This is a genomic window from uncultured Oscillibacter sp. (genome assembly GCF_910579365.1).
In the GTDB taxonomy this organism is placed as follows: Bacteria; Bacillota; Clostridia; order Oscillospirales; family Oscillospiraceae; genus Oscillibacter.
The window spans coordinates 1-13,951 of sequence record NZ_CAJTUX010000065.1 but is presented as its reverse complement, the minus strand read 5'-3'; the positions used below and the strand labels follow the sequence as shown (position 1 = coordinate 13,951).

At 64.5% G+C, this 13,951-nt stretch carries 13 protein-coding genes and 1 pseudogene; 11 read left to right on the top strand and 3 right to left on the bottom strand.

Going from position 1 to position 13,951, the window contains the following annotated elements:
* Nucleotides 1-210 precede the first annotated feature (210 nt).
* The 3 genes from QZ329_RS12525 to dusB are packed head-to-tail and all read right to left on the bottom strand — an operon-like array spanning nt 211 to nt 2,653.
* Nucleotides 211-1,056, bottom strand: a complete 846-nt coding sequence (locus QZ329_RS12525) for a zf-HC2 domain-containing protein (RefSeq protein ID WP_295753108.1) — start codon at nt 1,054-1,056, stop codon at nt 211-213.
* Complete coding sequence (locus QZ329_RS12520) at nt 1,053-1,661, bottom strand: sigma-70 family RNA polymerase sigma factor (protein WP_295753105.1); 609 nt, start codon at nt 1,659-1,661, stop codon at nt 1,053-1,055. The genes QZ329_RS12525 and QZ329_RS12520 overlap by 4 nt, the downstream gene beginning before the upstream one ends.
* On the bottom strand, nt 1,658-2,653 hold the full coding sequence (gene dusB, locus QZ329_RS12515; RefSeq protein WP_295753103.1) for a tRNA dihydrouridine synthase DusB: 996 nt from the start codon (nt 2,651-2,653) through the stop codon (nt 1,658-1,660). The genes QZ329_RS12520 and dusB overlap by 4 nt, the downstream gene beginning before the upstream one ends.
* Before the next feature lie 540 nt (nt 2,654-3,193).
* Between dusB and QZ329_RS12510 the strand changes: the two genes are divergently transcribed.
* From QZ329_RS12510 to QZ329_RS12460, 11 genes and pseudogenes are all read left to right on the top strand, one after another.
* Nucleotides 3,194-4,219: a G5 domain-containing protein gene (locus QZ329_RS12510; protein WP_295753101.1), complete on the top strand. Its 1,026-nt coding sequence runs from the start codon at nt 3,194-3,196 to the stop codon at nt 4,217-4,219.
* 214 nt (nt 4,220-4,433) lie between these two features.
* A complete protein-coding gene (locus QZ329_RS12505) occupies nt 4,434-5,159 on the top strand; it encodes a GntR family transcriptional regulator (RefSeq protein WP_295753099.1) in 726 nt (241 codons plus the stop codon).
* A gap of 18 nt (nt 5,160-5,177) precedes the next feature.
* On the top strand, nt 5,178-5,666 hold the full coding sequence (purE, locus tag QZ329_RS12500) for a 5-(carboxyamino)imidazole ribonucleotide mutase (protein ID WP_295753098.1): 489 nt from the start codon (nt 5,178-5,180) through the stop codon (nt 5,664-5,666).
* Nucleotides 5,667-5,711: 45 nt separating this feature from the next.
* The gene (gene purC / locus QZ329_RS12495) at nt 5,712-6,425 is read left to right on the top strand and encodes a phosphoribosylaminoimidazolesuccinocarboxamide synthase (RefSeq protein WP_295753096.1); all 714 of its coding nucleotides are present in this window, start codon (nt 5,712-5,714) and stop codon (nt 6,423-6,425) included.
* A 13-nt stretch (nt 6,426-6,438) separates the two neighbouring features.
* On the top strand, nt 6,439-7,860 hold the full coding sequence (locus QZ329_RS12490; RefSeq protein ID WP_295753093.1) for an amidophosphoribosyltransferase: 1,422 nt from the start codon (nt 6,439-6,441) through the stop codon (nt 7,858-7,860).
* Nucleotides 7,861-7,953: 93 nt separating this feature from the next.
* Nucleotides 7,954-9,021: a phosphoribosylformylglycinamidine cyclo-ligase gene (gene purM, locus QZ329_RS12485; protein WP_295753092.1), complete on the top strand. Its 1,068-nt coding sequence runs from the start codon at nt 7,954-7,956 to the stop codon at nt 9,019-9,021.
* Nucleotides 9,018-9,629 (top strand): phosphoribosylglycinamide formyltransferase, encoded by a 612-nt coding sequence (gene purN, locus QZ329_RS12480; RefSeq protein ID WP_295753090.1) that lies wholly within the window; start codon nt 9,018-9,020, stop codon nt 9,627-9,629. The genes purM and purN overlap by 4 nt, the downstream gene beginning before the upstream one ends.
* A 6-nt stretch (nt 9,630-9,635) precedes the next feature.
* Nucleotides 9,636-10,754: a DUF2185 domain-containing protein gene (locus tag QZ329_RS12475; protein ID WP_295753087.1), complete on the top strand. Its 1,119-nt coding sequence runs from the start codon at nt 9,636-9,638 to the stop codon at nt 10,752-10,754.
* A 15-nt stretch (nt 10,755-10,769) separates the two neighbouring features.
* Nucleotides 10,770-11,948, top strand: a complete 1,179-nt coding sequence (locus QZ329_RS12470; protein ID WP_295753085.1) for a phosphoribosylaminoimidazolecarboxamide formyltransferase — start codon at nt 10,770-10,772, stop codon at nt 11,946-11,948.
* An 11-nt stretch (nt 11,949-11,959) separates the two neighbouring features.
* Complete coding sequence (gene purD, locus QZ329_RS12465) at nt 11,960-13,252, top strand: phosphoribosylamine--glycine ligase (RefSeq protein ID WP_295753083.1); 1,293 nt, start codon at nt 11,960-11,962, stop codon at nt 13,250-13,252.
* A pseudogene (locus tag QZ329_RS12460) lies at nt 13,246-13,951 on the top strand (phosphoribosylformylglycinamidine synthase); the annotation flags it as partial. The gene purD and the pseudogene QZ329_RS12460, both read left to right, overlap by 7 nt.

The following is a 13,951-nucleotide window of genomic DNA, read 5'->3' as shown; positions in this document are numbered from 1 at the left end:
GTGTCAGACAGCTTTGTTAGATTACCAGATCATCCGCTCTTTGTCAACTACTTTTCCGCCTTTTTTCTCCTTTTTTGTAAAATAACGGCGAAACGGCAAAATTCCGGTATGACCTCTATGCAGTTCCTACAACATCATTCCCGATTCTCCCGCCAAAAAGGCCGGTCCTCCTCGAAGGACCGGCCCATCCGGACGCAAAGCAGAGTACTTCTAGGGCTCCGTCACCACCACCAGAAACCGAATGTTCTCCCCTTCCGGCAGCGCGGCTTCCCGCCCCAGCGCCTCCAAAAGCGCCGCATACTCCTGGGCAGTCAGCTCATAGCCCTGTTCCGCGTCGTCTTCCCATACCGGCTCAAAGCCGTCCAGCAGCGTTCCCGCCTCAGCGGCGCTCAGGCGCAGCGCCTCCGCTTGTTTGGGAGCGGACGCCGCCAGCGCCGGCGAAACCGACCTCGGGGCGGCGGCCTCCGTGGGTGCGCCGCTGTCTCCTGCGTATTCGCCGTAGTCATAGGAGTCCGCGCCGCTTTTCTCCCCCGCCGTTGTCCGCGCTTTTATTTCCGCCCGGTCCTCTGCGGCCGCCTCCTCTTTCAGACTGGCCTGAGGCGTCTGGGGAACCCCCTCGGCCTCTCCGGTCTCCTCGTCTTCGGTAATCCCGCAATACGCCTCAGGCGCGTTCAGGTCAGCCCCGGCGGGCGCTTTATTGGAACTGCCCGCATTCCCCAGGCCCGTCTGCGCCCAGATCACCAGACCGCAGCAGGCGGCCAGCGCCGTCAGGGTTCCCGCCCAGCGCCGGGAAGACCGTTTCCGCATCCGAACCAGCTTTTCTTCTTTTATACGCTCTTTTTGAATCCGCTCCATCACGCCGGCGGCAAACCCCTCCGGCGCCACGGTGTCCTCCGCCTCCGGAAATCCGGCTCTCATGACCAATATGTCGTCCACATAGGTCCGGCATCCGGGGCAGGTCTCCAGGTGGTCCCGCACCCGGACCATCTCCGCGGGCTCCAGCTCGCCGTCCACATAGGAATCCAGCAGGGCCGCGTATTCCTCACAGTATTTCATGACCGGCCCTCCTTTCCTGTTTCTTTAGACGGCGGTGCCGGAGAAAAGTTCCCGCTTTCCAGCAAAAATCCTCGCAATCGCTTTCGTCCCCGGCTGATCCGGGACTTCACCGTTCCCACGTCCACGCCCAGCGCTTCCGCGATCTCCTCGTAATGCAGCTGGTGAATTTCCCGCAGCACCAGCACCGCCCGGTACTCCGGCGGCAGGGTCTGGAGTCCTTTCTCGATCTGTTCCCGCAGCTCCCGCCGTTCCGCCTCCTCCTGGGGGGAGGGAAGCGAGGCGGGCATATCCAGATTCAAGTCCTCGTCGTCCAGAGAGGCGGCCGCCTGCCGCCGCCCCTCCCGCCGGAGCAGGTCCACACAGGCGTTGGAGGCCAGCCGGTAGAGCCAGGTGGAAAAGCTGCTCTCCCCCCGGAAGCGCTTCAGTCCCTGCCACGCGGCAAAAAACGCCTCCTGCGCGGCCTCCGCCGCGTCCTCGGGGTTTTTGCACATTCGCTGCGTCAGGGCCAGCACCCGTTTTTCATAGAGCTGGATCAACTCTGCAAACGCGTCCTGGTCCCCCGCCCGGGCGGCGTTAATCCACTCCTGTTCCCGCAGCCCGGTCATGTCCGCTCCTCCCCCCGTCTTTCGTCTCTCAGGTCCCGCTGAATGCCGCGGGTCACGCGGTACACGTCCTCCAGCGTATTCATCCGCACAATCTGCTCCTTATAATAATTCGCATAGGGCACGCCCTTCAGGTACCAGCAGTAATGCCGCCGGGCCTCCAGAATGGCCGTCCGCTCTCCCTTGTACTCCGCCGCCAGCTCAAACTGCCGCACCGCCAGGCCGCACCGCTCCGCCAGAGGCGGCAGCGGCGGAACGGGCCTTCCCTCCAGCGCCGCCGCCGCCTGCTGGAACAGCCAGGGATTGCCGAAACAGCCCCGGCCGACCATGGCCATGTCGGCCTTGGTGTGTTGGAGAATGCGCGCCGCGTCCTCCGGCTTCCAGATGTCGCCGTTGGCAATGACGGGGATGGCGACCGCCTCCTTCACCTCCCGGATGCAGTTCCAGTCCGCCTGCCCGCTATACACCTGGGCCCGGGTCCGGCCATGGACCGCCACGGCGGAGGCCCCCGCCTGCTCCAGCACCCGGGCGAACTCCACGCAGTTGCAGCTGCCCATATCCCAGCCCCGGCGGAACTTGGCGGTGACGGGAACAGGGCACGCCTTGACCACCGCCTCCATGATGCGCCCCGCCTTTTCCGGGTCCCGCATCAGCGCCGCCCCGTCGCCGTTGTTGACGATCTTTCCCATGGGGCAGCCCATGTTGATGTCCAGCACGTCCGCCCCGCTGTGCTCGATGGCAATCTGCGCGGCCTCCGCCATACAAACCGGATCGCTGCCGAAAATCTGGACGGCAGCAGGGTGTTCCCCCGGGAATTGGCGAAGCAGAGAAACCGTTTTTTTGTCCCGATAGCACAGCGCCTTGGAGGAGATCAGCTCTGTGCAGGTGTAGCCCGCCCCCAACTCCGCGCACAGTTGGCGGAAGGCGGCGTCCGTGACGCCGGCCATGGGAGCCAAGGCCAATCTGGAGGAAATGGACACGCTTCCAATGTTCATGAATCAAAGCTCCTCTCTTCCCAAGGCGTGGGTTTTCTGCCTGCATCATAGCATGAATTTTGGAAAATGTCCACTTCTGCCTTTTTCCATCCCGGAAACGCGCTTCTGCCTGTCCTCTCCAAAACCGTTACCGTTTTGTAACTATTTTGTCTTTTGTTTTCGAATCTTTTCCAGTCAATTCTTGTCCAAACGGGTCAAAAGTGGGGATAATTATACCGCCAAACGGCAAAAGGCTTGACAAAAGTGGGGGATAAGGTGTATACTAAGCCCAGTTTCCCCATTGGTAACAAAAGTTACAAGTTGTTTTCCCCGCTCTCCGGGCGGCCCCGTCCGCCCCTTTGTGTGAGGGCTCTTCTCGGAAGACAGCCGCTCAATACTCCCCCGCCGGGGACTCCCACGGCCTTTCCCTGCCCCCTCGGGCAGAGCCGAAACCAGGACTCTTTTCCCGGGTCCCGGCCGTGAAATAACCTTTAGGAGGGTATGAACTTGAACGCGAACCAACGACCAAACCTGTTATACACCCTATGCAGGCGCGGCGGCATGCTGCTTTTCTGTCTGGCGGCCGCCGTCGTCACCGGCCTCTCCGCCACCGGCTGGGCGGACTCTCTGTTTCTCATCACCGGGGCGGACGACGCCGCCATCATTCTGGAGCCGGACCAGGAGGAGGCGCCCCCGGACTTGTCCTCGCAGATGGTCTATGTCTCCAACGGCAGCCGGGGCTATGACATCATGCTTCAAGAAGGCGCCGCCGTCACCGTCCGGCACGAGGGGGCCAGCCTCACGCTCCAGTCCAGGAAGGAGAGCGTGTCCACCCTTCTCAGCCGCCTCCACATCACGCCCAGCCCTCTGGAGATGATCGGCGTAAAGCTCTCGGAGACCGGCGTGGAGCTGAGCGTCTCCTCCGACCTCACGTATTATGACTACGTGACGGAAAAAGTCTCCTTCAACACCGTGCGGGTGGCCAACCCCGACCTGCCGGAGGGAGAGGAGAACGTGACCCAGGAAGGAGCCGACGGCGTCCGCTCCTCCGTCTACGAGGTGGTCTGGTCCAACGGGGCGGAGCTCTCCCGCCAGTTTGTGGAGGAGCTGGACACCACCGCAGTGGACCGCATTGTGGAATACGGCACCGCCAAGCCCAAGCCCGAACCCTCCTCCTCTTCCGAAGAGAGCGCCGTTCTGGCGGAGCATGGCGAGACCGGCGGCGGCATTGCCAGCGTCACGGAAAACGCCGACGGCAGCGGCACGCTGCACCTGAAGGACGGCACAACGCTGAACTTTTCCGGCGTCCGCACCATGACCGCCACCGCCTACACCACCGGCCACGGCGGCGTAGGCACCCGCACCGCCAGCGGCACCGCCGTTCATGTGGGCTCGGTGGCCGTGGACAAGAGCGTCATTCCTCTGGGCACCCGGATGTACGTCGTCGCCGGCGGCAACGTCGTTTACGGTCTGGCCGTGGCGGAGGACACCGGCGTCAAAGGCAACAAAATCGACCTCTATTACGACACCTATGACGAGTGCATTCAATTCGGCAGGCGTACCTGCACCGTTTATATTCTGGAATGATCTTCCCGGAACGCCCCCGGCTTTTGCCGGGGGCGTTCTTTTGCTTTCGGCCCGCCTCTGAAAATATATAAGAAGCCGGCGGGCAAAATGCCCCAGGAACTGTCAATTTTGCCAATTGCAGTCCCGCCCGCAAACGGATACAATAGGTATGACCTATCCAACCAGAGAGCGAACGCTCTTTTTCCGGAATCTCCATCAGAACGAGGTATTTCGAATGAACAGTCATACATCCCATACCAAAGTCATCCGCGCCCAGCTTCTGGCCTCCATGCGCACCGGTGAATACGCCCACTGCGAGCGCCTCCCCCGGGAGAGTGTGCTCTCCGTCAAGCTGGGCATCAGCCGCACCCAGCTGCGGGACATCCTGGCCTCTTTGGAGCGGGAGGGTTTCATCACCCGCCGCCACGGCGTGGGCACCATCATCAACCGCCACGTACTGGACGTCCAGACCCGGATGGACATCGAAATCGAGTTTTTGGACATGATCCGGCAGAATGGATTCACCCCGGCGGTGGCCTTCACCCGTGCCTGGGACGAGGCGGCGGACGAGAAAACCGCCGCCCAGCTCCGTCTCCCCGTGGGAACGCCCATGCTCCGGGTCTCCCGCCTCTGTACGGCGGACGGCCGTCCCGCCATTTACTGTGAGGACGTCATCGAGAAGGCTCTGATTCAGGAGGACTACACCGAGGAGGACCTGAAGATGCCCATCTTCCATTTCCTCCAGCGCTGCTGCGGCGTGTATCCCTACCTGGATCTGACGGACCTCCGGGCCGTCCCGGCGGACGAAAAGCTCGCCGGCATTCTTCAGCTCCCCGTGGGGTCGCCCCTGCTCTATATGGAGGAAGTGGATTATGACATTGACGGCAAGCCGGTGTTCTGCTCCGCTGAGTATTTCGCCGACGGCATTTTCCGCCACACCGTCATGAGAAAGAAACTGTGATTGGAGGGAGAATCTGCTATGAAAAAAGTTGCTGTGCTCATGGGCTCCGACTCCGACTGGCCGGTGGTCCGCTCCGCCTGCGCCGAGCTGGACGCCTTCGGCATCCCCTATGAGGCCCATATCATGAGCGCCCACCGCAGTCCCGCCGTCGTGGCGGAGTTCGCCGGATACGCCCGGAAAAACGGCTTTGGCGTCATCATCTGCGCCGCCGGCATGGCCGCCCATCTGGCGGGGGCCGTGGCCGCCAACACCACCCTGCCCGTCATCGGCATCCCCATCAGAGGGGGCGCCCTGGACGGGCTGGACGCTTTATTAGCCACCGTGCAGATGCCCAGCGGCATCCCCGTGGCCACCGTGGCCCTGAACGGGGCCAAGAACGCCGCCGTGCTGGCCGCCCAGATTCTGGCGGTGGAGGACGGCAGCCTCGCCGCCTGGCTGGACACCGTCCGGCGGGACATGGCCGCCCAGATCGAGAAAAAGGACGCCGCCCTACAGGCGGAAATCTGACCCGCGGTCCATTCATCACCAATCTACTTGACGGAGGAATACAACATGCAAAAGCTGAACCAGCTCTACGAGGGCAAGGCCAAGAAGGTCTTTCAAACCGACGATCCCAACCTCTGCATCGTGGACTACAAGGACGACGCCACCGCCTTCAACGGCCTGAAAAAGGGCACCATCGCAGGCAAGGGCGTCATCAACAACCAGATGACCAACCGCTTCATGGCCAGGCTGGAGAAGGCCGGGGTCCCCACCCACTTTGTGGAGGAGCTCAGCGAGCGGGAGACCGTGGTGAAAAAGGTCTCCATCGTCCCTCTGGAGGTCATCATCCGCAACCTCTCCGCCGGGTCCTTCGCCAAGCGCTACGGCGTGGAGGAGGGCATCGTCTTCGACGCGCCCACCATCGAGTTCTCCTATAAGAACGACGGCCTGGGGGACCCCCTGCTGAACGAGTACCACGCCCTGGCCCTGAAGCTGGCCACCCCCGAGGAGATCGACACCATCAAGAACTACGCCTTCCAGGTGAACGACTTTCTCAAATCCTTCTGGGCCTCCTGCGGCGTGACCCTGGTGGACTTCAAGCTGGAGTTCGGCCGGCTGGAGGATGGGACCATCGTCCTTGCCGACGAGATCAGCCCCGACACCTGCCGTCTCTGGGACTCCAAGACTCATGAAAAACTGGACAAGGACCGCTTCCGCCGGGACCTGGGCGGCGTGGAAGACGCTTACGCGGAGGTCATGCGCCGGATGAGCAAGGCGCTGTGAAAGGAGGCTGCTAATGGGCGGTTTTTTTGGCGTGATTTCAAAACGGGACGTGGTGCTGGACGTGTTTTTTGGCACGGACTACCACTCCCACCTGGGCACCCGCCGGGGCGGCATGGCCGTCTATGACCGGGACCAGGGCTTCCACCGCCAGATTCACAACATCGAAAACACCCCCTTCCGCACCAAGTTCGAAAAGGACCTCGGCTCCTTTCACGGGCAGGCGGGCATCGGCTGCATCAGCGACACGGACCCTCAGCCCCTGCTGATGCGCTCTCACCTGGGGCTGTACGCCATCTCCACCGTGGGCATCATCCAGAATGCCGAGGCCCTGGTGGAGCGGTACTTTTCCGACCACGGCCACCAGTTCATGGCCATGAGCTCCGGCAAGGTCAACGCCACGGAGCTGGTGGCCTCCCTCATCAATCAAAAGGACGACCTGGTCTCCGGTATCCGCTACGCCCAGGAGCAGATCGAGGGCTCCATGACCATCCTCATCCTCACAACCCAGGGCATCTACGCCGCCCGGGACCGTCTGGGCCGCCTGCCGGTGCTCATCGGCCGGAGCGAGGAGGGCTGCTGCGTCTCCTTTGAGTCCTTCGCCTACCATAAACTGGGTTATCAGGACGCCTATGAGCTGGGCCCCCAGGAGATCGTCCGCATCACCGCCGCCGGGTGGGAGACCCTGTCCCCCGCCGGGAAGGACATGCGCATCTGCGCCTTCCTCTGGACCTACTACGGCTATCCCAACTCCTGCTACGAGGGGGTCAACGTGGAGGTTATGCGCTGCCGCAACGGCGAGATCATGGCCCGGGACGAGGTCCAGCGGGGCCAGCTCCCGAAGGTGGACTACGTGGCGGGCGTCCCGGACTCCGGCGTCCCCCACGCCATCGGCTTCGCCAACCGCAGCGGGAAGCCCTTCGCCCGGCCCTTTGTGAAGTATACCCCCACCTGGCCCCGCTCCTTCATGCCGGAGAGTCAGGACGTGCGGAACCAGGTGGCCAAGATGAAGCAGATTCCCGTCCACGAGCTCATCCGCGGCAAAAAGCTCCTCTTCGTGGACGACTCCATCGTCCGGGGCACCCAGCTCCGGGAGACGGTGGAATTCCTCTACGAGTCCGGCGCGGAGGAGGTTCACATGCGCTCCGCCTGTCCCCCCATCATGTACGGCTGCAAGTATCTGAACTTCTCCCGCAGCAACTCCGACATGGAGCTTCTCAGCCGCCGGACCATCCAGGCCCTGGAGGGGGAGGAAGGCCAGAACCACCTGGCGGAGTACGCCGACGCCGCCACGGAGCGGGGCCAGTGCATGCTCCGCACCATCTGTGAGGAGATGGGCTTTGATTCCCTGGGCTATCAGTCCCTGGACGGCCTGCTGGAGGCCATCGGCATCGACAGGAACAACATCTGCACCTACTGCTGGACCGGGGAGGAATAACCCCGTAAGGGCGGCAATCTGCCGCCCGTCCCCCGCGCCGCATCTGATAAAACGAGGGCGGCAGATTGCCGCCTTTGCAACAGGAGGTTTACCATGGAAAACTCCCATTCCGCAGCCTACGCCGCCGCCGGCGTGGATATCACCGCCGGATACGAGGGCGTACGGCGGATGAAGCCCTTTGTGGAGCGCACCCGGATTCCCGGCGTGGTCTCCGGCATCGGCGGCTTCGGCGGCCTCTTCGCCCCGGACCTCTCCGGAATGGCGGAGCCCGTCCTGGTCTCCGGCACCGACGGCGTGGGCACCAAGCTCCGCCTGGCCCAGCTGCTGGGCCGGCACGACACCATCGGCATCGACTGCGTGGCCATGTGCGTCAACGACATCATCTGCTGCGGGGCCCGTCCCCTCTTCTTCCTGGACTACATCGCCATCGGCAAAAACGAGGCGGAAAAAGTCGCCTCCATCGTCTCCGGCGTGGCGGAGGGCTGCATCCAGGCGGGCTGCGCCCTCATCGGCGGCGAGACCGCCGAGCACCCCGGCGTCATGGCCCGGGAGGACTATGACATCGCGGGCTTCGCCGTGGGTTTGGCGGACCGGCCCAAACTCATTGACGGCAGTCAGGTCCGGGAGGGGGACGCCCTGATTGGCCTCACCTCCTCCGGCGTCCACTCCAACGGCTTTTCCCTGGTGCGGAAGGTCTTTGACGTGGAACACGCCGATCTGGCCGCCCCCCTGGAGGAGCTGGAGGGCAGGTCCCTGGGCGAAGTCCTGCTGGCCCCCACGAAAATCTATGTCAAAGCCGTCCAGACCCTGCTGTCCAGCGGCGTCGCCCTCCGCGGCGCCAGCCACATCACCGGCGGCGGCTTCTTTGAGAACATCCCCCGGATGCTGCCCCCGGGCCTGGAGGCCCGCCTCTTCCCGTCCGCGCTGCCCCATCCTCCCATCTTTGATCTGATCGCCAGACGGGGGAACATCTCCCGGCACGACATGTACAACACCTTCAACATGGGCCTTGGCATGGTGCTGGCGGTTCCCCGGGACCAGGCGGAGCAGGCCCTTGCCCTTCTGCGGGCCGCCGGGGAGGCGGACGCGGCGGTCGTGGGCGAACTCCGCCGGGGAGACGCGGGCGTCTCCTTCGGCGAGACCTGCTCCCCCGCCCCATGAGCCGGGCAAGAATCGCCGTCCTGGTCTCCGGCGGCGGAACGAATCTGGAGGCCCTTTTGAACGCCCAGGAACGGGGGGAGATTCCCCACGGTGAGATCGTGGTGGTCCTGGCGAGCAACCCCGGGGCCTACGCCCTGGAGCGAGCGAAACACCACGGCGTCCCCGGCTTCGCCGTGCCCCGGAAGGGGCGCGCCCAAGCGGAGTTCGAGGCCGGGCTGACGGAAAAGCTCACCGCGTACCGGGCGGACATCATCGTACTGGCAGGCTTCCTCTCCATCCTGTCCGAGGCGTTTGTGACGCGCTGGCCGGACCGGATTCTGAACGTCCACCCCTCCCTGATTCCCGCCTTCTGCGGCAAGGGGTATTATGGGCTGAAGGTCCACGAGGAGGCCCTGCGCCGGGGCGTGAAGGTCACCGGCGCCACTGTGCATCTGGTAAACGAAATCCCGGACGGGGGGCGGATTCTCCTGCAAAAGGCAGTGGACGTCCTCCCCGGCGACACGCCGGAAACCCTCCAGCGCCGGGTGATGGAACAGGCCGAATGGGTGCTTCTGCCCCAGGCGGCGGAGCTGGTTTCCCGGCGTCTGGCCGGGGAACGGAAAGGATAGGTTTCTATGGATCGCTCTCAACTGCGTGACTTCCACCCTCAAAGCACCGGCCTGGAGCGGGATATCCAGGCCTTGCTCTCCCGCACCCGCCGGGAGCGCCGCCCCTGCGGACGGGACGCTTTCCTCGCCCTGCTGGCAGGCGTTCCCGCCCTGCGGAAAACCCCCGGCATCCCCAGCCCCAAGGAATCCGGACCGGATTCCTTCACCACTCTGCCCCTCTGCCCGACGGAGGCCGACGCCGCCGCCTGCCGGGTCCATCTTCAGACGGTTTTTGGCATCCGGGACAAGGAGAGCCTCCTGGACTTCTGCGGCCGGCAGTTCCGCTGTCAGGACGACTATCTGGACTTCGAGGCCGTCTGGGAAGGCCGCCCCCTCTTTGACACGGCGGCGCTGAACCCGGACGCCGCCTCCTTCTTCGTCTCCGCCCGGGACTTCTCCGCCCAATTCTATTCCCTGGTGGGGCACCACGGTTATCTCGCCTGGGACGTCAGCGAGCGCATGGGGCACCTCCGGGCTGGCCTGGCCTGCGGCCTTTTGACCCGGGAGGAGTTCGACCCGCTGGCGGAGGAGCAGGCCGTCCAGGCCCAGGCCTTCGGCAGCTGGGAGGAGTACGCCGCCAGCCTGGTCTGCGGCGCGCTGTACTGGAACTTCCGCCAGGGAGCCGCGCTGCCGGAACTTCGGAAGTCCCAGCGGCTCTGGATGGACCTGGTGCGGGCGCTGCTGGCCAACGACGCCGCCTGGGACAGCGGTCTCTGGTACGTCCCCCAGCGGGAAAAGGAGTACCGCCTCTGGCCCTCGGAGATGAAGATGTACCTGCCGGACTGGGAGGGACCCAACGGCTGCTTCCTCACGGACCGGGTCGCCGTGGACGGGTGCCGGGTGGGCTGGTGCTATCGGGAGGAACCGGAGGAGGGCTTCCCGGACAGCGGCTGGCGCTTCTTCTCCGGCGACGAGAGCGAAGCGTACATCGCCGACATCCGCCACACCGGCGTTTACGATCTCAACACCGTCTGCAACCTGGACCCCGAGGTCATCCCCCTGCTGGACGCCCCCTGCCGCAGCGCCTTCGTCCGGGGAGAGGACGGGACCTTCCGCCCCGAGCCCTTCGACCTGCCGGAAAACTGAAAGGAGCCTATGTCCATGAACGAGCTGGAACTGAAATACGGCTGCAACCCCAACCAGAAGCCCTCCCGCATCTTCATGCGGGACGGCGGCGATCTGCCCATCGCCGTTCTCAACGGCAAGCCCGGCTATATCAATTTCCTGGACGCCCTGAACTCCTGGCAGCTGGCCCGGGAGCTGAAGGAGGCCACAGGCCTCCCCGCCGCCGCCAGCTTCAAGCACGTCTCCCCCGCCGGGGCCGCCGTGGGCCTGCCCCTCAGCAAGACGGACCGGACGCTCTATTTTGTGGAGGACGGCGCGGACCTCTCCCCCATCGCCTGCGCGTACATCCGCGCCAGGGGGGCGGACCGGCTGTGCTCCTACGGCGACTGGGCCGCTCTTTCCGACGTCTGCGACGCCGCCGCGGCCCGGTATCTCAAGGCCGAGGTGTCCGACGGCGTCATTGCCCCCGGCTATACGGAGGAGGCCCTGGAGATTTTGAAAACCAAAAAGAAGGGGGGCTACAACGTCGTCCAAGTCGACCCCGGCTACGTTCCCGCCTCTCAGGAGTATAAGGACGTCTTCGGCGTCACCTTCCAGCAGGGGCGGAACGAGTATTCAATCGACGACGGCCTCCTCTCCAATATCGTAACCCAAAACCGCAGCCTCCCTCCCCAGGCGCGGACCGACATGCTGGTTGCCCTCATCACCCTGAAATACACCCAGTCCAACTCCGTCTGCTATGTGAAGGACGGCCAGGCCATCGGCGTGGGCGCGGGCCAGCAGAGCCGCATCCACTGTACCCGTCTGGCGGGCGGCAAGGCGGACAACTGGTGGCTGCGGCAGCACCCGGCGGTGCTGGCCCTTCCCTTCACGGACGGCATCCGCCGCCCAGACCGGGACAATGCCATCGACGTCTACCTCTCCGACGAGTGGGAGGATCTTCTGGCGGACGGGGCGTGGCAGTCCGTCTTTCAGCAGCGCCCCCAGCCCCTGACGGCGGAGGCGAAAAAAGCCTGGATCGCACAGCTCACCGGCGTGACCTGCGGGTCCGACGCCTTCTTCCCCTTCGGAGATAACGTGGAGCGGGCGCGGAAGAGCGGCGTGCAGTACATCGTCCAGCCCGGCGGGTCCATTCGGGACGACCACGTCATTGCCGCCGCCGATAAGTACGGCATGACCATGTGCTTCACCGGCATGCGCCTGTTTCATCACTAAGGAGGACTTTCATGAATCTGCTCGTTGTCGGCGGCGGAGGCCGCGAACACGCCATCATCAAAAAGCTGAGAGAAAACCCCCGGGTGAAAACCATCTACGCCCTTCCCGGCAACGGCGGCATCGCCGCCGACGCCGTCTGCTTCCCGGAGATCGGCGCCAAGGACATTGGCGGCATTGTGGACTTTGCCAGGACCCACGCCGTGGACTTCGCCGTCGTCGCCCCGGACGACCCCCTTGCCCTGGGCTGTGTGGACCGCCTTCACGAGGTGGGCATCCCCTGTTTCGGTCCGGACGCTAAGGCCGCCCGCATCGAGGCCAGCAAGGTCTTCTCCAAGAACCTGATGAAACGGCACGGCATCCCCACCGCCCGCTACGAGGTCTTTTCCGACCCCGCCGGGGCCCTGGCCTATCTGCGGAGCGAAGCGTCCTTCCCCATTGTGGTCAAGGCCGACGGTCTGGCCCTGGGCAAGGGCGTTCTGATCCCCCGGGACCTGAACGAGGCGGAGACCGCCGTCAAACTCATAATGGAGGACCGGGCCTTTGGCGACTCCGGAAACGAAATCGTGATAGAGGAGTTCCTCACCGGCCCGGAGGTCAGCGTCCTGGCCTTTACCGACGGCCGGAGCATCGTCCCCATGGTCTCCTCCATGGACCACAAGCGCGCAGGGGATGGGGACACCGGCCCGAACACCGGCGGCATGGGCGCCGTGGCCCCCAATCCCTGCTACACCCCAGCCATTGCGGCGGAGTGCATGGAAACCATCTTCCTGCCCACCCTGGCCGCCATGCGGGCGGAGGGCTGTCCCTTCAAGGGCTGCCTCTATTTCGGCCTCATGCTCACCCCCGGCGGGCCCAAGGTCATTGAGTACAACTGCCGCTTCGGCGACCCGGAGACCCAGGTGGTTCTGCCCCTGCTGAAGACGGATCTTCTGACCATCATGCAGGCCGTGGAAAACGAGACCCTGGGCGATTTAGACGTGGAGTGGCGCGAGGGCGCCGCCGCCTGCGTCATCCTGGCCTCCGGCGGTTATCCCGGCCGCTATGAAACGGGCAAGGCGATCACCATCCCAGAGAACCTGCCCGCCGGCGTCACCGTCTACCACGCCGGGGACAAGCCGGCGGAGGACGGGCCCCTGGTCACCAGCGGAGGGCGGGTTCTGGGCGTCGCCGCCGTGGGCGGGACACTGGACGCCGCTTTGCAGGACGCTTACGCCGCCGCAGAGCGAATCGAGTTTGAAGGCAAATATCTGCGCCGGGACATCGGCAGGCGGGCCCTGGCCGCCATGGAGGGCGGAAGATGGTAAGACGCGTATACGTGGAAAAGAAGCCCGCCCTCCGGCTGGAGGCCCGGGGACTCCTCAGCGAGCTGCGGACCATTCTGGGCGTCTCCGCCCTCACGGGACTGCGGCTGCTGAACCGCTACGACGTGGAAAACATGGACGCCGGCGTCTTCCAGCGGGCCAAAACCATCGTCTTCTCCGAGCCCCAGACGGACCTCCTTTATGAGGAGGACTGCCCCCTGCCGGAGGGTCCCCACACCGTCCTGGCCGTGGAGGCCCTGCCGGGGCAGTTCGACCAGCGGGCGGACTCCTGCGCCCAGTGCGTCCAGCTCCTGGCGGGAGCGGAGCGACCCCTGGTGTCCTACGCCAAGGTGTACCTCCTGGAGGGGGCTCTGTCCCCGGCGGACCTCGCGAAGATCAAGAACTATGTCATCAACCCCGTAGAGAGCCGGGAGGCCGCGCTGGACAAGCCGGAGACCCTGGTCCGCGCCCACGCCGCCCCCAAAAAGGTGGAGACGCTGACGGGCTTCACCGCCATGGAGGAAGCGGACCTGTCCGCCCTGCTGGACCGGCTGGGCCTCGCCATGGACCTGGACGACCTCAAATTCCTCCAGGCTTACTTCCGGGACACGGAGAAGCGGGACCCCACCATCACGGAGGTCCGGGTGGTGGACACCTACTGGTCCGACCACTGCCGCCACACCACCTTCTCCACCCACATCG

Coding starts and splice junctions, on each gene's coding strand:
- QZ329_RS12525 (WP_295753108.1), bottom strand. CDS start 1,056: ATGAAATACTGTGAGGAATACGCGGCCCTGCTGGATTCCTATGTGGAC.
- dusB (WP_295753103.1), bottom strand. CDS start 2,653: ATGAACATTGGAAGCGTGTCCATTTCCTCCAGATTGGCCTTGGCTCCC.
- purN (WP_295753090.1), top strand. CDS start 9,018: ATGAGCCGGGCAAGAATCGCCGTCCTGGTCTCCGGCGGCGGAACGAAT.
- QZ329_RS12520 (WP_295753105.1), bottom strand. CDS start 1,661: ATGACCGGGCTGCGGGAACAGGAGTGGATTAACGCCGCCCGGGCGGGG.
- purD (WP_295753083.1), top strand. CDS start 11,960: ATGAATCTGCTCGTTGTCGGCGGCGGAGGCCGCGAACACGCCATCATC.
- QZ329_RS12470 (WP_295753085.1), top strand. CDS start 10,770: ATGAACGAGCTGGAACTGAAATACGGCTGCAACCCCAACCAGAAGCCC.
- QZ329_RS12490 (WP_295753093.1), top strand. CDS start 6,439: ATGGGCGGTTTTTTTGGCGTGATTTCAAAACGGGACGTGGTGCTGGAC.
- purE (WP_295753098.1), top strand. CDS start 5,178: ATGAAAAAAGTTGCTGTGCTCATGGGCTCCGACTCCGACTGGCCGGTG.
- purM (WP_295753092.1), top strand. CDS start 7,954: ATGGAAAACTCCCATTCCGCAGCCTACGCCGCCGCCGGCGTGGATATC.
- QZ329_RS12475 (WP_295753087.1), top strand. CDS start 9,636: ATGGATCGCTCTCAACTGCGTGACTTCCACCCTCAAAGCACCGGCCTG.
- QZ329_RS12510 (WP_295753101.1), top strand. CDS start 3,194: ATGCTGCTTTTCTGTCTGGCGGCCGCCGTCGTCACCGGCCTCTCCGCC.
- QZ329_RS12505 (WP_295753099.1), top strand. CDS start 4,434: ATGAACAGTCATACATCCCATACCAAAGTCATCCGCGCCCAGCTTCTG.
- purC (WP_295753096.1), top strand. CDS start 5,712: ATGCAAAAGCTGAACCAGCTCTACGAGGGCAAGGCCAAGAAGGTCTTT.